A 19,588-nucleotide genomic window follows, 5' to 3' on the forward strand; every position below is an offset into this window, starting at 1 on the left:
GGGATGAAGTTGTGTCTAAGAAGATGATGTTTGTTTTCCTTTCAACTTTTTTAGTCGTATTCATTTTAACTGCATGTGGCGGATACTCGGGGAAGAGCAGCGTAGATGGAACTGCCGCGGCGGATGATAATGAAAGCGGTACCAAAATACCGGCTGCAGATACAAGTGGCGCCACTTACAAGTTACGCTTAGGTCATCAATCACCTGAAGAAACTAACGTTCAAGTGTATGCAAAGCTTTTTAAGGAACTCTTGGAAGAAAAAACAAATGGAGACGTGCATGTTGAAATCTATCCATTCCGTCAACTTGGAACAGATCGTGAATTGCTTGAAGCCATGCAGTTTGGCACATTAGAATTTGGCATCATTAACGGTCCCCCCATTTCAGGATTTGCGCCTGAAACAGCGATAGTTGACTTACCTTTCTTATTCAGGGATTGGAATCATGTAAAAACATTTCTTGATTCAGATGTAAAAGACGAGTACACAGCATTAACAGAAGAAGCGAATTTGAAAATGATGGGCATTATGGCGCGTGGTTTTCGCCATGTGACCAACTCGAAAAAACCGATTGAAACCGTAGAAGATTTAAAAGGATTGAAAATTCGCGTAATCGAAAGCCCTGTCTATGTAAACGCATACCGAGAAGTAGGGACAAGCCCGCAAAGTATGAACTGGAGCGATGCCTATACGGCTCTAGAGCAAAATGCGATCGATGCGCAAGAGAATACACTGGATATTATTCACGATGAAAACGTCGCCGAAGTTCAAGATTATGTATCCAAAACAGGCATTAACTTCGTATTCAGTTTCATTATGGCGAGTAAACAAGAGTTTGACAAATGGCCTGAAGATATTCAACAAGCAGTCCTCGAAGCGGCAGACGAAGCCGGAAAAGAAATGACGACACGAAACGAGCATAATGAAGGGGAGTTCGAAGAGAAATTGAAAGCGAAAGGAATGGAAATTAACGATTTCGATCGTAGCCAATTCGAAGGTAAATTTGAAGACACCTATTCCAGTTGGAAAAAAGAGCATGGCGATAACTTGCTAAAGAAAATCCAAGACATTAAGTAATCTATTTCCAGGCCGCCTTTACGAAAAATGCGGCTTGGGATATTTCATACACCTGCGTATAGACAAAGGGGGAGATAGAATGATAGATAAAATTAGTTACTGGCTCGATGCCGCCTCTAAAGCGCTTATTGTCTCTTTTCTAACAATTATGACGGTCGTGTTAGCGATTCAAATTGTCCTGCGCTATTTTTTCCAAATGGGGATCATCTGGTCAGATGAGTTGGCCCGATTTGCAATGATTGCACTTGTTTATATAGGAGCTGCTTCAGCTACACGGGATAACAGTCATATCACGGTCTCCATTTTCGAAGATCATAAGCCATCATTGCGGAAATGGTTTGCACCTATTCAATGGATTGTCATGTTTGTTTATAGTATTTGCCTGATAAAATTTGGCTTCGACACGTTAAAAGTAGTGGGGGCGCAGAGCTCAGCCAATATGGGGATTTCAATGGGATGGATTTACGCAGTGATTCCGCTGTCTGCGGCCATTATGATTGTTCATCTACTTGCCAGGATAGGGAAAAGGCCTCCTGCTATTGAGAAGGAGGAGATTTAATGGTTACACTTTTTTTTGCGTTAACGATTGTTTTATTTCTTCTGGGCGTTCCAATGGCAATTACGATTGGATTTTCATCCATTGTCTATATCCTTTTAGCTGACATCAATCCGATGATTGTGGTGCAGCGCCTTTTTACAGGTGCGGATGTTTCTGCTTTAATGGCAATCCCGTTCTTTATTCTCGCTGGTAATTTGATGTTGACCGGTGGCCTTGCGCAACGAATCCTAGATTTAGCGAACTCGTTGATTGGCCGAATGACAGGGGGCCTTGCGTTAGTCACAATCTTAGGATGTATGTTCTTCGCAGCCATTTCAGGAAGTTCGATTGCGACAGCAGCGGCACTGGGAACATTAATGATTCCCGCAATGGTAGATAAAGGATACGGTCGTGGATTTGCGACAGCGATTGTCTCGAATGCAAGTCCGATGGGGGTTATTATTCCACCAAGTATTTCTTTAATCATTTACGGTAGCCTTTCGGGTGCATCCATTTCAGACTTATATTTGGTCGGAGTGCCAGCTGGGCTCATCGTTGGTATTTCGCTTCTTATCGTCGTTTACTTGATATCGAGAAAGCGTGGATATAAAGGAACGGATGAACCATTTAAGTTTTCCGATTTCTTAAGGGCTTTCCGCCGTTCACTTTGGGCGCTTGGTACGCCAATCATTTTGCTTGGTGGCGTTTTTCTAGGAATTGTAACGCCGACAGAATCAGGAGTTGTCGCGGTTGTCTATGCAATCATTGTCGGTATGTTCATTTATCGTGAACTAAAACTAAAAGATGTTTGGGGGATTTTCTTAGACTCGGCAAAGTCGACAGCGATAATCATGTTTATCATTGCCAATGCTGCGCTATTTGCCTATATTCTTGCATACGAAAATATTCCTACTGCAATCGTCTCGAGTGTATTGTCGATTTCCGAAAACCCGATCATCGTTTTATTATTGATCAATATTATTCTTCTTATTTTTGGCGCGTTCATGGATACGATGGCGATTTTAGTAATTGTCGTCCCGATGTTCCTCCCAGTGATTACCGCAATGGGAGTGGATCCGGTCTTGTTTGGAATCATCGTTGTTGTTAACACTGCGATTGGTATGGCGACGCCGCCATTCGGAGCAACATTATTAATTTCATCGAACTTAGGTAAATCCCCACTCGTCACGGTAGCCCGGGAATCGGGTTGGATGTTATTCGCTCTAATTGTAGCGTTATTGCTTATTACGTATGTTCCTTATCTCGTGATGTTCCCGCTGTGGGGCTTTGGCTAATCGTTAACTGTCTCTCAGATTTGTAATTGAAGTTGAGAGGAGAAAACTATGAAAATATCTATTATTGGCGGAGCAGGTACGTTAGGGGCGGCGATAGCATTTCGTCTTTGCCAAAATGATCAAGTGGATGAACTTTGTTTAATCGACGTGAATGAATCGCTTTTGATGAATCATCTGATGGATCTTAAAACGGCTTATCCAGCAAAAACTATCTATAAAGGGAATTTTCAAGATCTAACTGGTTCACAACTTATTCTAATTACCGCAGGGGTGCCGAACCGTAATGATATCGAATCAAGGAATATCTTTTTGCGGGGGAATATACCTATGTTTCAAAGTTTTGGTACTCACATCAAGAAGTATGCTTCGGATGCTTTTATCATAACGGTGTCCAATCCGGTAGATGCCTTAAATTATTATTTATATCGAAATTTTGATTTTAAGAAAGGGCAGTTGTTAGGTTATACAGTCAATGACTCGCTCAGGTTTGAACAGGCAATCCGGTCCGTCATGGAAATCTCGGAGGACGCGCACTTATTCAGCCCGGTCATTGGCGAGCATGGCAGCACTCAAGTTCCACTGTTTAGTCAGACTCGATTAAATGGCAATCCCTTGGCATTGAAAGCGGAGGACGAAGTAGCGATTAAGGAAAAATTAAATCGTTGGTTTATTGAATTTAACCGTTTAAACATCAATCGGACAACGGGTTGGGCAACCGCTGCGGGGATAGGTAGACTCATTGATGGCATCGTAACGAACGGAGAAGTTGATACGATTGGTTCGGCAATTGTAGAAGGCGAATACGGAATTGTCGATATAAGTATAGGAGTGCCGGTAACGGTTAGCAAGGTTGGAGTTATATCTATACATGAATGGCAACTGGCAAAAGCAGAGTTGGCGGATTACCAGCACTCAGCAGAGACGATTAAACAATTGATCAAGCCTTTTATCAGATAAAGAAAGGGGGAAGAGAAGGTGAACATCATCATAGCAGGTGCAGGGGCAATGGGTTGCCGATTCGGTAGTGCACTAGCTTACAGCAGTTGTCAAGTGACACTTCTGGACAATTGGCAGGAGCATATTCATAAAATAAATCGAGATGGATTGATTGTAACAAATGAAAAGGGATCCAGCCAGATTCTGATACGCGCCTCATTACCTGGAAATTGCGATCATAAAGCTGACTTAATGATCTTTTTTACAAAATCCATGCAAACAGAAAGCATGATAAAAAGCTGTTTGCATCTCATTACAGAGAAAACAGAGGTATTAACTCTTCAAAATGGTATTGGTAATATTGAAGTGCTTTCACAATATATTTCCGAAAATCAACTTTTTGCGGGAACGACAACATACGCTGCCAATTTGGAAGGGCCTGGAACTGTTGAAGCTTTCGGTTCTGGGACAATCGAAATGATGCATGTAAAGGGTGAAAGAAAAAAGCAAACGAAAAAAATAGTTTCCATATTAAATGAAGCTGGATTGAGGACTGAACTTTCAGCAGATATTCTCAAAAGTATTTGGGAAAAAGCCGCTTTTAATGCGGTGTTGAATCCGCTCTGTACGTTGACATCGAGCACTGTAGGAACAATCGGTACATATGGGGCGATTGTCGATGTCGTCAGTGGCATCCTCAAAGAAGTGGAGCTTGTGGCACATGCTGAGAATGTTCGTTTGGATAGACAAAAAGTGATGCGCGTTATTGATAGCGTATTCGATCCAGCTATGTCAGCGCACCATTATTCTTCGATGTATCATGATATTCAAAAGGGACGACCGACAGAAATTGATTTTTTAAACGGCGCTATAATTCAGAAAGCCCAAAAGCATAAAATTGCTGTACCTTACAATACGTTGATATACCATTTGATTAAAATGCTGGAAAATAATCGAATAGCTATTACCACCTGAGCTAGCATGCCGTTTTTATAGTATTTGGAAATTACAAAGAGGCTGGGACAAAACCCACCTCAAAATATAGAGCCCCGAATTTTTTGTACTGTAGTGATCATTATCCGTTAAGACTTTTATTCAAGAAGGACCCCGCTGTCGAGAATAAACATTCAAGAGAAGGAGGAAAAATCTGACAACCAGCACAATTGTAAGGGAATACTTTACTACAGTTTAAATTATTCGGAGAAAAAAGACGAAGGAAATGTATCTTTCGTCTTTTTTTCACTTGCTTCAGCAGTAGCTCCTACTTATATAACTGTCAGTAAGCATTCGATTCAGCGGAAGTTCATGCTATAAGTTTTTAAACGAGTCAATTGATAATTTATCCCGCATTAACGGGCAGTAAGACTCCCACCTCAAGAGTTAAGTAAAACGATAAGGATAGGTGGGAGATCAACTGCCAATCGAACAGTGAAGGGTTCGATTTGCCTTAATTTCTGCGCCCTTTGCAGAAATTAAGGCACTTACAGGACGCCGTGAACTTAAGTTGCCTTCCTTCAGCGGGATCCGTTAAAGGATGATAAAAGCCCGATTGGTTCGGGCCAACACGATGTTGGTCACACAAGCGTTGTCACAGGACGTGACGCTTTTAGCTTGTGTTCTCCTCAATCAGTGGGGGATGGGAAAAACCCCCACTGATTGAAGGTTCACTTTATCTTATCACTTTAAAATTGTTCTTTTTATATTGTGTCGGGGTTATTCCAGTCACTTTTTTAAAGGTTTTCGAGAATTGTTTTGGATCAAAGTAACCAACCTCGGAAGCGATTGAATAAATATTCATATTACTTGTCATCATCAATTCTTTCGATTTTTGAATACGGTGTGTGATTAAGTATTTTTGAGGGCTGATCCCCATTTCTTTCGTAAATACTTGACTTAGATAAGAATGGCTGACGTTTAATTTTTCGGCGATAATCGTAATGGTAATCGTGTCTGAGTAATGTCCGTGAATAAAATCGATCGCTTGAAGAACAATTGGGCTTTTCATCAGGTGACGATGAGATATGTCATTCTTTAACGACTTTATTTGTTCAATGAATTTCTCGCATTTCTGTTCAATAGATGTAGTGAATAATTCTCTTGATGAATTGTCGATATTTGACATTTTTTTGAATTGGATGACTTGGAACTTGTCTAGGATAGCCGATAAAAAGGTATAACAATAATAGTAAAGATCATAATTCAAACTAGGTTTAATAATATCCAAAAATAAGCGTTGAATTAATTTTATTAATTGGGGATCTGCAATATTACGGTTAAATCTTTCTTTTACTTCCTGTAAATGCGAGTCAATATGATTAAAATCAACATCTTTCTTTACCATTTTAATGTATTCAATTGTTAATAGCTCTGTTTCATGACAGAAAAAGTTGTAGGCTTTTAAATAATATAAAGATTCGTATGCAGCTCGTATATCGTTGACGCTCTTAATATATGAACTTCTATACCTTCGTGCTGTCTTTGTCTGTGTAACTCGATTCAATTTGTTGGTCAGTTTCATGAGTGTTCGTTGATAAGTTGCCTGACTCTTGGAAGGGATATCATTTATAATGATGCACAACAGAGTTGGGTTAATATAAAATACTTCTCCGCCATTATAAGCATCTAATACCTTTTGACATTCATCTATCAACAGTTCGCCAACTAAATAATAAATATTTTTATTTAAATCATGGTCAACATATTCTATATCCATTAAATTGCACAAGTATAAATAATATCCTGAATTCTGTAAGTTGAGGCTTGCTTTCTTTTTGTAATAGATAAATTCCTCTTCGGTTCCTCCCCTTAAAATATCATTAAGATATTCTGTCTTTTCAAGCTTATTTACTCTAGCATTCATAATGGCATTTTTGTCTGTCACTTTTCCGATGGAGTTAAAGTAACAATTATAATTATCTTGTAGTGCATCTTTGAAGTAGTTTTTTAGTTTAGTAATTAAAGTAGTATCTTCATGCGTGGTGATGGAATAGATAATCTCTGTATAAGAAACAAGCGTAAATGCCAGAAGTATAGGTGAAAGATTTTCTTTAAGCAAATCAACAAAGAAATCCTGTGCTTGATAGATGGGACTTGATAATTGAAAAATTACGATATCTGCCTGTATTTCTATTATTCTATCTAGACATTCTTGATAAGAATCGGCTATGTAAGCGATTTCAAAATCGTTTGTAGTAATATCACTCACCTTTTCCATGATGTTTTTTTCTGTGTATAGGACAATTTTCAAAGGCACAGTACACATCCGAATTTCTACCTCCCTTTCTTGTCATGAATTATAGTACTAATTTATAGAATTATCAATTTATGAAAAGAAAACACACTATTCTATAAAATTATGCCCCATTATGTTCAAAGTAGTTGAGTACAATTTAGTTAATGCAAAAGTACATTGCATTGTATTTAAAAGTAAGGCAGTTGGAAGTGCTTTAAAGAAGATATTTTACTTTAATCTACGAGGAGGAAAACTATGAGCATCGATACGTTATTAACACCAGGAGGTTCCTTAGAAAAATTCCCTTTGGAGGACCTAGTTATTAAACTAAAGAAATCTGTATTTGAAATGGGGAGGGCTGCCGGAGGAGGGTATATCGGTCAAGGACTTGGCTCGGCGGAAATGATAGCCGCTTTATTCTTTAAAAAGTTGCGCCTAGATCCCAGTGATCCGACTAATCCAGACAGGGATAGATTTCTTTTATCAACAGGCCACTATGCGATTTCGATTTATGCTGCAATGGCTGAGTTAGGCATTATAGATAGAAAATTACTAGAATATTATAGTGCTGATGGATCGCCTCTCGAGATGATTGGATCAGAAACAACGCCAGGTTTGGAAATAGGGGGTGGTTCTCTAGGACAAGGGCTTTCAAGAGGAATTGGTCACGCATTAGCAGCAAAGTTAAGAAATCACACTTGGAAAACATACGTTTACATGAGTGATGGAGAAATGCAGGAAGGGCAAGTGTGGGAAGCTGCATTAGTTGCTGCTCATCAACAGTTGGATAATCTAGTTCTGATTATTGACAATAACGGGATGCAAGTTGAAGGAAGAATTAACAAAATCACAAGCCTTGATCCTTTGGCTGAAAAATGGGAGTCATTTGGATGGAATGTTAAGGAGATTGATGGTAATAATCTTTCAGAAGTTATGAATGCGTTAGATACAATCCCTGAAAATAACAAGCCGACTATCATAATATCTCATACGGTAATGGGGAATGGCATTTCGTTTTTACATGATCGTGAAGATGCACACTATGTGAAGTGGTCAGAGGAAAATCATGCAAAAGCCTTGAGTGAATTGGGGGGGAATAACAATGAAAAAAGCTTTTGATGCTGTTATCTATAATGGACAAAACGGAGCAGAAGTAAAAGAGAGGGTTTATACACAAGCGATTAAATCCCTAGGAGAAAAATATCCTGATGTTGTTTGTCTAACCGCCGATATGACTTATCTGCTGGAAGTGAATGCCTTTAGAGACCGTTTTCCAGAAAGGGCTTTTGACTTAGGAGTTGCGGAACAGAATATGATTGGCGTCGCTTCTGGAATGGCACAGGCGGGGGAAGTTGTCTTTGCACACACATTTGGTTGCTTTATCACAAGAAGAGCGATGGATCAGATTGTAAATGCGATAGCTTATGCAAATAAAAACGTTAAAATGATTGGAATGATGCCTGGCATCGCTAGTGATGGTGGACCTTCACATATGGCAATAGACGATATTTCATTAATGCGTAGTACACCTAATATGACGATCCTAGATCTTGGTGACTCAACGGAAACTGGACAAGCTGCAGAAGTTGCCTATCAGCATGAAGGACCTGTCTATTTACGAATGCGTAGAGGGAAGCAACATCACCTTTTTGATTCTGATAAGTATAAACTAGAAATAGGAGAAAGTTACTGGATACGTGAAGGTACTGACATAAGTATTGTAACGTCAGGTATTATGACGAGCCGTGCTTTGGAAGCCGCATCTCTTTTGGAGAAGCAAGGGATAAGCACTAATATTCTTCATGTTCCTTCTATAAAACCAATAGATACTGAAGGGATTTTGGAAGTGGCCTCCCGTTGTAAAGCGCTTATTACTTTAGATAATCATAATGTGATAGGCGGGTTAGGAACTGCTGTTGGAGAAGTTCTGTTAGAAAATAACTTTAGCGTACCATTTTATAAAATCGGCATTCAAGATAAATTTGGAAAAGCCTCGAGTGAGTCATACTTAGCCAAAATATATGGACTTGAGCCAGAACAAATTGCCCAAACAGCTAAGGCTTTTCTTGATGGTAAGAAGAATCCTCAAGAGAGTGTTCTAATAGAGCCTCAACTGATTGTACAAGGTGGCGGCTGGCAAGAAGAGTGGAAGAATTAGAAGAAAGTACATTCTACCTTTTTGATGTATCTTTTGATAGCGCTTCCAAGAAGGATGAGATTTTAAGATACCCGAAACCCTGAACAAGTTCAGTTTAGCAGGAGTATTTTATTTTAAGAATTATGTAAATAAATTATAAACCGGATGATTTTGAGATAAATGGGGTTAAAAAATACACCATTGAAAATTATCCTCTAAACGTCCGGTTTTAAAAACAATGTATCTTGAAAGATGTAGTATTTTCCATTTCATTCAACTTAAATTGATAAGCAACAAGGAAATAAAGGGGGAAATAAGATGCAAATTACTGAAAGTGTTAAAAAAGTTAATTCGGAAAATGCCTATATAAAGACTGGCCCCCAACCAGGTTTTTATAAACTGGAAAGGAAAGAAATCATTGGTTATTCCCTAGTTGACCTTGCAATGAATCTTGTATTCCAGTCGATTCTTATGTTTATCACTTTCTATTACACGGATGTATATGGTTTATCTGCAGTACAAGTTTCTGTCATGTTTCTACTTTCAAGGTTTTGGGATGCGCTGAATGATCCGATGATGGGGGCCTTGGCTGAACGACTAAATCCTAAAAAGGGAAAATATAAGCCGTACATATTATGGGGTGCTATTCCTTATGCACTTATGGCGATATTAGCATTTACCGTTCCCGATTTAGGTGATATTGGAAAGTTAATCTGGGCCTATCTTACGTATAATTTATTAAATATGGCATTCACTTTTATTATTCAACCATATACAGCATTGACAACCGTTATGACGGCGGATCCAAATGAAAGAACAAAACTTAATTCGGTTCGAATGACGTTTGCCCAAAGTGGGGGAGTTATCGTTGCTTTGTTCATTCCATATTTAACAGGATTTTTCGGTAAAAATGATTTGGCAACGGGTTATCAAATAACGGTTATCTTACTTTCTATTATTACCGCAGCGATTTTAATTTATAGCTATACAACGATAAAGGAAAGAATCAAATCTACATCGCACTTAGATCCAGTGAAAATAAAAGACATATTCATACAGTTAGGTACTAATCGTCCAAGTGTCGTTTTATTTCTTCTCTTTGTCGGTGTTTACGGATTTAATACAATAGGATCTGCTTCGGGGATTTACTATATGACATACAATGCGGAACGGTTTGATTTGGTCGGTATCTTTTCATTGATGAATGTATTACCTTCAGTGATTGCTGTTCCTTTCGTTCCGCTGCTTGTTAGAATGATCAAGAAAAAAAATACAGTTGCGCTTGGCTTACTGATTGCTGCAATAGGATCAGCAATGATTTATATTATCCCAGTTACTGAAATTGCATTATTGATGACCGCTAAGGGAGTTGCCTCATTTGGTTACGGGATTTTAATGGGTATACTCTGGTCTATCATTCCAGATGCGGTTGAATACGCTGAGTATAACACAGGAAAACGTTATCCAGCAGTTGTTTACACAACGATTGGTCTAGGACTAAAAGTTGCAATGACGGTTGGGGGTGTAATCCCGACGTGGGTCTTAGCCACAGTTGGCTATGTTCCAAACGCAACTCAATCAGTAGATGCATTGAATGGTATTTTACTTATTGCGTCTGTTTTACCAGCAGCGATTTGTGTTGTCACATTAATCATTTTTATGCTTTTTTATAATTTGACAGAAGAAAAAGTAGAAAAAATAATGTCCGAATTAGCCATTCGAAATCAGAGTCAATAAAAAGGAGGGAAATTAGTGGTAAGTAAATTGGAGGATTTTTCATTAGAGAATGCATTTTCACTAAAAGGAAAAGTGGCTATTGTAACAGGAGCAAACCAAGGTCTAGGTATGGCATATGCCGTTGCATTTGCAAAAGCGGGAGCAGACTTATTCATCCCTCATTTTACCGATGACATTTCAGAAACAAAGAGATTGATTGAAGAAATAGGAAGGAAGGTTGTTTTTTTACAAGGGGATCTTTCAAATCAGTCTTACATTGACGAAGTAGTTCAGTGTTGCATGCGGGAATACGGTCGAATTGACATTTTAGTAAATAATGCCGGCGTAGGTATATTCGGAGATTTCATAGATTACCCAGATTCAACATGGCAGAAAGTAATGGATATTAACTTGAATGCAGTTTATTACTTAAGTCATCGGGTTGTAAAGGAAATGGTAAAACAAAAATCGGGAAAGATAATAAATATTGCATCTGCACTTGCGTTTACAGCAGATAAAAATTGTCCGCCCTATACAACTAGTAAACATGCAATTGTTGGATTGACGAAAGTCTTTGCGAATGAAGCAGGTCAATACAACATTCAAACTAACGCAATCGCCCCAGGTTTTTTAGAGACTGAAATGACAAAAGGATTTTTAGAAGATAAAACATATTACAACAAGATTGTTGAACGTATTCCAGTAGGACGGTGGGGGAAAGAGTATGACCTAATGGGGACAGCAGTTTTTTTAGCAAGTAATGCTTCAAATTATATTAATGGCTGGACGATAAATGTAGATGGTGGATTTACGACAACAATTTAATAGGAGGAAGAATTATGAAAACGGTTGCAGCAGTGAAAATCGGAAGTTTAAAAGATCCGGATGAAAAAACAAGGGGACGGGTTGATATCATTGACCTACCTGAACAGGAGGTCGGAGACGAAGATGTCAAAATTAAAATAGCTTATTGCTCAATATGCGGATCCGATCCACACTTAGTTGAAGGTGTTTTCGGATGGAATCCTCCATTTGGCCTCGGTCATGAAGTATCAGGTATTATTATTGAACTTGGTCCTAATGCGACTAAGAAAGGGCTTCAAGTGGGTGATCGTGTAGCCGGAAACTTTATAAAATTTTGCGGAACTTGCTATTACTGTTTAAATGGACAAGAACAATTTTGTGAAAATTTACATGATTATAATCGTCCAGGCATGTCAGAATCTGTTGTTTGGCATGAATCGCAAGTTTGGAAAGTACCGGATGAAGTCCCGCTTGAAGAGGCATGTCTACTTGAACCTGTTGCAATTGCAGTACGGACAGTTGATAAAACCAATATAAAAGTTGGTCAACGCGTTGCTATATCTGGAGGCGGTCCAATAGGATTATTAACGCTACAGATGTTCAAGAAATTCGGTGCAACTTCATTAACACTTATTGAACCAATTGAGGACAGACGTAATCTGGCAATAGAATTTGGGGCAGAACATGTAATTGATCCTACCGAAGAGGACGTTGTTAAAAAAGCAAAACAAATAACAGAGGGACGTGGATTTGACGTTGTTATTGAGGCATCAGGATCTCCGAAAGCAGCTATGGCTGCAGCCGATATTGCAGCCCGGGGTGGCACAGTTCTATATACTGCCATGTTCCCAGGAGATTATGAAATGCCGTTAAATCTGTATGAAAAATGTTATTTTCAAGAATTAACGATCTCAGGCATTTTTGTTGCACCTTATGCTTTTCCTAGAGCGTTACAAATGTTACCAAAACTTAATCTAAGGCCATTTACACAAAAGATTTTTCCGTTAGATCGTGGAGTAGATGCATTTGATGCGCATATGAGTGGAAAGTACCCGAAAGTCCTCATCAAATGCAATGATTAAAAGTATTGACGGTAAATTTTACTTATTATGGAGGGATAGTGAACTAGTTTAAATAATCGAATCTATATTTATACGAGGGGGGAATATGTATGAGATATTCCATTTGTAGCTGGACGTTTGGAAATATACCCATTGAAAAAGTATTTGATCGCGTTTCTGCTGCAGGGTATAAACATATTGACATGCAAGCTCTGGTTAACGATTATAATTGGAAGGAAGTAAAACAGTTAGCGAAGGATTATTCCATTGAAATTAATGGTCTTCTCTGTGATAGTGGTTGGCCGATTGAAGAACATGATTTAGCAAATACAAATAGGGTGAATCGAAAGCTGGCTGTTGATTATTTTAAACGCCAGATTGAATGTGTCAAAATGGTAGAAGGTAATTATTTAATTGTTGTTCCTTCTGCAGTAGGGAAATATTCTTTACTTGGAAATAAAAAAAGCGAGGATTGGAAATGGGCTATTGAATCGGTTTGTAACCTTACTGAAACGGCGAAGGAAAATGGAATCACTTTGGTGATAGAACCAATTAATCGATACGAAAGTTGTATCGTGAATAATTCTGACGATTTACTTAACTTTGTAATGGAAGTCAATCATCCCAACGTTAAAGGCTTGTTAGATACTTACCACATGAATATCGAAGAGTCTAATGTGAAGGAAGCGTTTCTGAAACTGAAGGACTGGATAGAAGTCGTTCACTTTGCGGATAGTAATCGACAAGGTTTGGGCAGAGGGCAGATTGATTTTGAAAAAATAGTATCCGTAATGAAAGAAATTGAATTTGATAAAACGGTCGTACTCGAGTGTATGGCACCAGGTACTAATCCTTTTAATGCTGACAAGGGAGAGGAAACGGTACAAATTATGTCAATATATGCAAAGGAATCATTAGTAAGGCTTAAAGAATGGTTTAACTAATGGTTATATTTACTTGTCAACAATTCAAGAAAAAACAAACGGAAAGCGGGGTATAGGCATGCAACAGTCTGAAACGATTGCAAAAAACGGTTTTATTGGTGAATTGGTCGATGGAAATAGTTATATTAACGGGCAATGGGTGGAAGGAAAGAGCGACAGGATTTACAAAAACATCAATCCTTATGACAATTCAGTCATTGCAGAAATTAAATTAGCGTCCAAAGGGCAGGTAGAAGAAGCTTTTCAAAACGCAGCGGAAGCACAAAAGAAATGGGCGAAAGCTTCTATTGAAGAGCGCAAGCAAGTGATTGAAAAAGCGATCCATTATTTGACTGAGCATAAGGAAGAAATCGTGCAACTCATTAACCGTGAGACGGGTGGGACGCTGTTAAAAGCGAATGTTGAACATCATCTAGCGATGGAAGTTCTTGAAGAAGCGTTAAACTACGTGGACCAAGTCGGTACCGTACAAGAAGTTCCGGGAGGGCCAGAAGGAAAAATTAATAAAATTTACCGCCTGCCACTCGGCGTCATTTCCACCATTTCACCGTTCAATTTTCCGGTCAATCTATCGATGCGGGCAATTATTCCAGCCATTGCGCTAGGAAATGCAGTTGTTCATAAGCCGGATATTCAAGTGGGGCTTGTCGGCGGCGTGCTGTTCGCAAAAGCATTTGAATATGCAGGGCTTCCGGCTGGTGTCTTTAATCTCATACTGAGTGATATTGATGAGATCGGAGATGAGATGTTGACGAACCCGATCCCGCGTCTCATCAGTTTTACAGGTTCAACAGCCGTCGGGCGTCATATCGGTTCGATAGCAGGCCAAAATTTGAAACGGGTCGCGCTGGAACTGGGAGGAAACAGCCCATTTGTTGTGCTTGCCGACGCAAATGTCGACCAAGCTGTCAACGCAGCTATTTTTGGAAAGTTCATCCACCAAGGACAAATCTGTATGATTATTAATCGGATCATTGTCCATAAAGATAAACATGATGAATTTGTGGAGAAGTTTACGGTACGGGCGAAGGAACTGACTTGCGGGAATCCACAGGATCCAAAGACTGTCATCGGACCGCTGATTAATGAGCGCCAACTGGAAAAAGCGGTTGGCTTTGTGGAACTGGCGAAAAAAGAAGGAGCGACAATGGTTCTTGAAGGAAAAAAAGAAGGGAATGTCTTGACACCGTATGTCTTTACAGACGTGAAAAATACGAGTGAAATTGCTCAAACGGAACTTTTTGCGCCAATCGCGCTCATCATTAAAGCGGAAACCGATGAGGAAGCTGTGGAAATGGCAGGAGAAACAGCACATGGGTTGAGTTCTTACATCTTTACAAGTGATTTGAAAAAAGGGGAACAGTACGCAGTGGCACTTGATACAGGGATGACCCATATTAATGACCAAACTGTCAATGATGCACCGAATATTCCATTCGGAGGAACGAAAGCGAGCGGACTTGGCCGGTTTGGCAATCCGTGGGTCGTTGATGAGTATACAACATTGAAGTGGGTTTCCGTCCAAACAAAGGCAAGGGCGTTTCCTTTTTAAGCAATTCCAAAAGCTGATTTAAGCTATAAGGCTTGAATCAGCTTTTCACTATGCCTCGAAGTTCCCTAAAAAACAAAAACCAGACTATTGACAAATTTAAAGAAAGTGAGATAATAATAAACAAAGAGAACTAAGTTCTCAGGAATGATATTGCAAAGTCTTGGTGTTTAAAACTATTCTATTAAATAGGGGTGGAGGAGTATGGTATCGAAACATCTTTTTACGAAAAAAGAATTGGATGCATACTATGATAATTTGAAAAAGGAAAACCTCGGGGCGCTTTGGAAGGATCTCGGTCATATGGTGACGAAAGAGCCGGTCCATGATGTCAAGCCGTATTTGTGGAAATGGAAGACTGTCCGTGATTTTGCGTTGCAGTCGGGTCAGTTGCTGGAACCGGGTAAAGATGCAGAGCGTCGTGTCGTTTATTTACAAAATCCAAGCTTGATAGACAAAGGGTTGATCGGCTTTGGAACACATACGTTATATGCAGGGATTCAGCTGCTCCTTCCAGGGGAATATGCACCTTCCCATCGTCATTCACAAGCGGCGATCCGTTTTATTATTGAAGGTGAAGGCGCTTACACAGCTGTAAATGGTGAGAAAACGTATATGGAACGTGGCGATATGATCTTGACACCTGCATGGACTTGGCACGAACATAAGCATGAAGGCACTGAACCTGTGTTTTGGATGGACGGATTGGATGTTGGTCTTGTCAAATCGCTTGCTGCCTCATATTTTGAACAGTTCAAAGAGGAATCTTATCCAGCGCTGGCTCCTGAAGAATATGCCATTGAACAATATAGGGGCGGAGCCTATAAGAAATTAAACGAAAAAATCGAGCCTGGCTACCCATCGCCGGTATATGGTTACAAGCTTGACCGGGTGAAATATTTATTGGATCACATGACTGAGGAAGATAATGATCCGTATGAAGCGTACGCAATTGAATATATTAATCCGTCAACAGGCGGTTCTGCAGATGGCCGTATCGGAACAGTGATGCAAAAATTAGTACCTGGCCAACATACGAAAGCCCACCGCCATGTCCATAGTGCCATTTACCACGTATTTGAAGGACAGGGATATACAGTGATCGATGGACAGAAATTCGAATGGGAAAAAGGGGATTTCTTTATCTTGCCACCATGGAGCTATCACGAGCATGTCAATACAGGCGAAGAAGATGCTTATCTGTTCTCCTACAATGATAAGCCGGTTATGGAGAAGCTGGATCTTGAATTTGGCAATGCCTACGAAGAAAACGGAGGACAACAAATTATCACATCAACTTTTAAAGCTGAAGCAAATGAGGAATAAAGGGGAATACGCACATGAAAATCGCTATTTTTAACGAAGACTTATTGGGCATTGTTAAAGAAGACAAAGTGGTGGACGTTTCCAAAGCCGCCAATTGGGATACGAACAATCCGGAATCTTCTTTTCTTTATCTAGTAGAAAACTACGAACAATTGAAAGACAATATGGAAAAAGAGGCGGAAACAGGGAAAGCCTATGCGATCGAGGATGTATTTTTTAAATCGCCAGTTCCAAGCACCCGGAAAATTTGGGCTGCACCCGTCAATTACAAGTCCCATCAGGATGAAATGAATAAAATGTTCAACAATGCGCCAAGGACAATTGAAGAGATTGCATTATTTTTGAAATCTCCAGAATCGCTCTCTGGACCAATGGATCCGATTCTGTTACCTTACAAAGACCGCCGTACGGATCATGAAGCAGAGCTGGGCTATGTCGTTGGTAAAAAGGCGAAAAATGTGAAAGCGGAAGAGGCAGAAAACTACATTTTTGGCTACTTTGCCTTATTAGATATTTCAGTCCGTGGCAATGAAGAACGGACTTGGCGAAAATCGTTTGACACGTTTACACCGATCGGTCCATGGATTGTCACTGCGGATGAAATTGACAATCCGAATGACTTGAAGATGACGTTATGGGTCAATGACGAAGTGAGGCAAGACGGCAGCACAAAGCACCTCATTTACGACTGCTTCAAATGTTTTGAAGTGGCATGTGACAATATGACGCTTCTCCCTGGAGATATTATTGCCACAGGTACACCTGATGGAGTAGGACCAATTGAAGCAGGCGATAAAGTGCGTATTAAAATCGAAGATATCGGCGAATTCACAGTAGACGTTAAGCATGCCGAGATAACAGAAGAAGTGGGGGCAACGAAAGCTTGAAAAATATACACCCGATAAAAGTCGTATTTGGTGATACAGATGCAGCAGGAATCGTTTTTTATCCAAATTTTTATCGCTGGATGGACCAGGCAGCACATGAGTTGGTCGGAAAAGCAGTGTTACCGGTTTCGAAATTGCAAACGGAGCGAAAAATCATTCTTCCATTGTTAGAAACTTTCTGCCAGTTCAAATCCCCTTTGTTTTTTGAAGACCAAATCGAAGTTCATTCGCAAGTGGTCGAAGTGCAGAACAAAGTGTTTAAAGTCGAGCATGTGTTTAAAAGAGGAGAGCAAGTCGTTGCATCTGGTTATGAAAAGAGAGCTTGGACGTCAACTGCGGATGGAGTGCCCAAAGCGGTTCCAATTCCTGAAGATGTGCAGCAAGCATTTGGGCTAGTAAAAAATCCTTCATAAAAATCGGGTGGTGACTATTTGAAGACCTTCAATCTACCATTAACGATCCAGGAATTACTAAGTGAAGCGGCATCGACATATAGAGGGAAAATCGCTTTTACGGACGGACATAACGAACTAAGCTTTGAAGATATCAGGTGGCAATCCCAGCGGCTAGCCAAACATTTTCTAGCAATGGGCTTGCGGAATGGGGATGTACTGGCTGTACAATTACCAAACAGTATTGAATTTGTCATTGCCCATCTCGCGGCAGCTGAGATCGGTCTTGTATTCAACCCGCTTAGCCCGAATTACCGGCAGCAGGAATTGACCTATATGCTAAGGCATTGCGAGACAAAAGCATTGGTCGTGTCGGGGAACGGTGGAAAAGTCAATTTCGAAAAATTGGCCTATGACGTCAAAGTTGAATTACCTCTACTTCACCATATACTTGTCGTAGGGGAAAAAGAGGATGAACGAAGCATTTCTTTCTCGACTTTGCTCGATGAAGAGCCTGCATTTAATGGCGAAATAACCGATCACACGCCAGATGTAGACGATCCTGCTTTGATCATGTTTACGTCTGGAACCGAATCGAATCCGAAAGCTGTTCTTCATTCATTTCGGACATTTGTGGCACCCCATTTGTTAAATGGAAAAGAATATGCCATGACTGAGGAAGATACAATCTACAGCTTGACACCGCTGTGTCATATGTTTTCCTTGCCGATGATCATGATCGGGCTTCATCAAGGGGCGAAGCATTATGTGTATCCTGATTATCATGTGGAGCAAGTGTTGGAAACAATCGGGAGTGAACATGTCTCCTTCTTGATTGCGGCACCGGCACATTTGATCGATCTGTTGCATCGCGTCGAAGCAGATCAGACGACTAGGATGAATTTGCGCCTTGTGTTAACAGGAGGAACAACCATACCAGCACAAATGGTAAAAGATGTGCGCAAACGTTTCAACTGTAAAGTCGCTGCTCAATGGGGAATGACTGAAGTGTGTGCGGGAGCGTTTACTAGACCCGATGATGAACCTTCGAAAGCATGGGAAACGGTCGGGCGGGCATGCCCTTCAGGGGAAATTGTCATTTTAAATGATAATCTTGAACCGCTTCCAGTCGGAGAAATGGGGGAAATTGCCTTTAAAGGCGATTGTTTGTTCATCGAGTATTATCGAAACCCAAGTGCAACGGAATCTTCCATGACTAACAATGGTTTTTTCCTAACTGGAGACCAAGGTTATCTAGATCAGGACGGCTATGTGTATTTTTTAGGAAGGTCGAAAGATACCATCAATCGGGGTGGCTTGAAATTCCATGCATCGGAAATTGAAGAGGCGTTACAGATGCATCCTAAAATTCATCGGGCTGCGGTGGTCAGTGTCCCAGATGCACGTCTAGGAGAAAGGGCATGTGCCTACGTGACAGTGAGGGATGAGGAATCATTCCAGTTGGAAGAGATGAAAGCATTTCTATTGGAAAAAGGGTTTGCTATTTACAAAGTTCCCGAGTATTTGGAAATCCGTTCAGAGCTTCCAACAACGCCATCGGGCAAAATCTCCAAAGGACCGCTTCGGACGGAGGCTCGACTGCTTAGCTGTTCAATGGTGGGACGCTCGGAAAAGGATAATAGATAAGACAAAAGAGGTCGAAAGAAGAGCAATTTCTTTCGATCTCTTTTGTTG

The 19,588-nt window shown here is 40.1% G+C and carries 17 protein-coding genes; 16 read left to right on the forward strand and 1 reads right to left on the reverse strand.

Annotated elements, in window-relative coordinates:
* The first annotated feature begins 11 nt into the window (after nucleotides 1–11).
* From ACFPRA_RS00145 to ACFPRA_RS00165, 5 genes are all read left to right on the forward strand, one after another.
* Nucleotides 12–1,076, forward strand: a complete 1,065-nt coding sequence (locus ACFPRA_RS00145) for a TRAP transporter substrate-binding protein (RefSeq protein WP_381429222.1) — start codon at nucleotides 12–14, stop codon at nucleotides 1,074–1,076.
* A gap of 79 nt (nucleotides 1,077–1,155) precedes the next feature.
* Nucleotides 1,156–1,635 (forward strand): TRAP transporter small permease, encoded by a 480-nt coding sequence (locus ACFPRA_RS00150; protein WP_239391326.1) that lies wholly within the window; start codon nucleotides 1,156–1,158, stop codon nucleotides 1,633–1,635.
* A complete protein-coding gene (locus tag ACFPRA_RS00155) occupies nucleotides 1,635–2,909 on the forward strand; it encodes a TRAP transporter large permease (protein WP_381429225.1) in 1,275 nt (424 codons plus the stop codon). Before ACFPRA_RS00150 ends, ACFPRA_RS00155 begins: the two co-directional genes overlap by 1 nt.
* 48 nt (nucleotides 2,910–2,957) lie before the next feature.
* Complete coding sequence (locus ACFPRA_RS00160; RefSeq protein ID WP_381429227.1) at nucleotides 2,958–3,866, forward strand: malate dehydrogenase; 909 nt, start codon at nucleotides 2,958–2,960, stop codon at nucleotides 3,864–3,866.
* An 18-nt stretch (nucleotides 3,867–3,884) separates the two neighbouring features.
* Nucleotides 3,885–4,820 (forward strand): ketopantoate reductase family protein, encoded by a 936-nt coding sequence (locus ACFPRA_RS00165; protein ID WP_381429229.1) that lies wholly within the window; start codon nucleotides 3,885–3,887, stop codon nucleotides 4,818–4,820.
* Between the two features lie 694 nt (nucleotides 4,821–5,514).
* On the opposite strand, the gene ACFPRA_RS00170 is transcribed toward ACFPRA_RS00165, so the two are convergent.
* Nucleotides 5,515–7,107 carry an AraC family transcriptional regulator gene (locus ACFPRA_RS00170; protein ID WP_381429231.1) on the reverse strand — a complete coding sequence of 531 codons (1,593 nt, stop codon included), beginning with the start codon at nucleotides 7,105–7,107 and terminating at the stop codon, nucleotides 5,515–5,517.
* Between the two features lie 225 nt (nucleotides 7,108–7,332).
* Between ACFPRA_RS00170 and ACFPRA_RS00175 the strand changes: the two genes are divergently transcribed.
* From ACFPRA_RS00175 to ACFPRA_RS00225, 11 genes are all read left to right on the forward strand, one after another.
* Nucleotides 7,333–8,196, forward strand: a complete 864-nt coding sequence (locus ACFPRA_RS00175) for a transketolase (protein WP_381429233.1) — start codon at nucleotides 7,333–7,335, stop codon at nucleotides 8,194–8,196.
* Nucleotides 8,180–9,235 carry a transketolase family protein gene (locus ACFPRA_RS00180; protein ID WP_381429235.1) on the forward strand — a complete coding sequence of 352 codons (1,056 nt, stop codon included), beginning with the start codon at nucleotides 8,180–8,182 and terminating at the stop codon, nucleotides 9,233–9,235. The genes ACFPRA_RS00175 and ACFPRA_RS00180 overlap by 17 nt, the downstream gene beginning before the upstream one ends.
* Before the next feature lie 297 nt (nucleotides 9,236–9,532).
* The gene (locus ACFPRA_RS00185; protein WP_239391318.1) at nucleotides 9,533–10,951 is read left to right on the forward strand and encodes an MFS transporter; all 1,419 of its coding nucleotides are present in this window, start codon (nucleotides 9,533–9,535) and stop codon (nucleotides 10,949–10,951) included.
* A gap of 15 nt (nucleotides 10,952–10,966) precedes the next feature.
* Nucleotides 10,967–11,755: an SDR family oxidoreductase gene (locus tag ACFPRA_RS00190; RefSeq protein WP_381429237.1), complete on the forward strand. Its 789-nt coding sequence runs from the start codon at nucleotides 10,967–10,969 to the stop codon at nucleotides 11,753–11,755.
* Between the two features lie 14 nt (nucleotides 11,756–11,769).
* Nucleotides 11,770–12,816, forward strand: a complete 1,047-nt coding sequence (locus ACFPRA_RS00195) for a zinc-dependent alcohol dehydrogenase (RefSeq protein ID WP_381429239.1) — start codon at nucleotides 11,770–11,772, stop codon at nucleotides 12,814–12,816.
* Between the two features lie 89 nt (nucleotides 12,817–12,905).
* On the forward strand, nucleotides 12,906–13,739 hold the full coding sequence (locus ACFPRA_RS00200; protein ID WP_381429241.1) for a sugar phosphate isomerase/epimerase family protein: 834 nt from the start codon (nucleotides 12,906–12,908) through the stop codon (nucleotides 13,737–13,739).
* 58 nt (nucleotides 13,740–13,797) lie between these two features.
* Nucleotides 13,798–15,291 (forward strand): aldehyde dehydrogenase family protein, encoded by a 1,494-nt coding sequence (locus tag ACFPRA_RS00205; RefSeq protein WP_381429244.1) that lies wholly within the window; start codon nucleotides 13,798–13,800, stop codon nucleotides 15,289–15,291.
* Nucleotides 15,292–15,492: 201 nt separating this feature from the next.
* Nucleotides 15,493–16,614 (forward strand): cupin domain-containing protein, encoded by a 1,122-nt coding sequence (locus tag ACFPRA_RS00210; RefSeq protein ID WP_381429246.1) that lies wholly within the window; start codon nucleotides 15,493–15,495, stop codon nucleotides 16,612–16,614.
* Between the two features lie 14 nt (nucleotides 16,615–16,628).
* Nucleotides 16,629–17,501: a fumarylacetoacetate hydrolase family protein gene (locus ACFPRA_RS00215; protein WP_381429248.1), complete on the forward strand. Its 873-nt coding sequence runs from the start codon at nucleotides 16,629–16,631 to the stop codon at nucleotides 17,499–17,501.
* Nucleotides 17,498–17,914 carry an acyl-CoA thioesterase gene (locus ACFPRA_RS00220; RefSeq protein ID WP_381429250.1) on the forward strand — a complete coding sequence of 139 codons (417 nt, stop codon included), beginning with the start codon at nucleotides 17,498–17,500 and terminating at the stop codon, nucleotides 17,912–17,914. Before ACFPRA_RS00215 ends, ACFPRA_RS00220 begins: the two co-directional genes overlap by 4 nt.
* A gap of 18 nt (nucleotides 17,915–17,932) precedes the next feature.
* Entirely contained in the window at nucleotides 17,933–19,540 is a 1,608-nt protein-coding gene (locus ACFPRA_RS00225) for a class I adenylate-forming enzyme family protein (protein WP_381429252.1), read from the forward strand.
* Nucleotides 19,541–19,588: the final 48 nt, after the last annotated feature.

Source organism: Sporosarcina soli (assembly GCF_042655805.1).
GTDB lineage: Bacteria > Bacillota > Bacilli > Bacillales_A > Planococcaceae > Sporosarcina > Sporosarcina soli.

Bases quoted from the DNA above. Each gene is read 5' to 3' on its own strand.
- ACFPRA_RS00150 (WP_239391326.1), top strand. From the start codon at position 1,156: ATGATAGATAAAATTAGTTACTGGCTCGATGCCGCCTCTAAAGCGCTT.
- ACFPRA_RS00155 (WP_381429225.1), top strand. From the start codon at position 1,635: ATGGTTACACTTTTTTTTGCGTTAACGATTGTTTTATTTCTTCTGGGC.
- ACFPRA_RS00160 (WP_381429227.1), top strand. From the start codon at position 2,958: ATGAAAATATCTATTATTGGCGGAGCAGGTACGTTAGGGGCGGCGATA.
- ACFPRA_RS00170 (WP_381429231.1), bottom strand. From the start codon at position 7,107: ATGTGTACTGTGCCTTTGAAAATTGTCCTATACACAGAAAAAAACATC.
- ACFPRA_RS00175 (WP_381429233.1), top strand. From the start codon at position 7,333: ATGAGCATCGATACGTTATTAACACCAGGAGGTTCCTTAGAAAAATTC.
- ACFPRA_RS00180 (WP_381429235.1), top strand. From the start codon at position 8,180: ATGAAAAAAGCTTTTGATGCTGTTATCTATAATGGACAAAACGGAGCA.
- ACFPRA_RS00185 (WP_239391318.1), top strand. From the start codon at position 9,533: ATGCAAATTACTGAAAGTGTTAAAAAAGTTAATTCGGAAAATGCCTAT.
- ACFPRA_RS00195 (WP_381429239.1), top strand. From the start codon at position 11,770: ATGAAAACGGTTGCAGCAGTGAAAATCGGAAGTTTAAAAGATCCGGAT.
- ACFPRA_RS00200 (WP_381429241.1), top strand. From the start codon at position 12,906: ATGAGATATTCCATTTGTAGCTGGACGTTTGGAAATATACCCATTGAA.
- ACFPRA_RS00205 (WP_381429244.1), top strand. From the start codon at position 13,798: ATGCAACAGTCTGAAACGATTGCAAAAAACGGTTTTATTGGTGAATTG.
- ACFPRA_RS00210 (WP_381429246.1), top strand. From the start codon at position 15,493: ATGGTATCGAAACATCTTTTTACGAAAAAAGAATTGGATGCATACTAT.
- ACFPRA_RS00215 (WP_381429248.1), top strand. From the start codon at position 16,629: ATGAAAATCGCTATTTTTAACGAAGACTTATTGGGCATTGTTAAAGAA.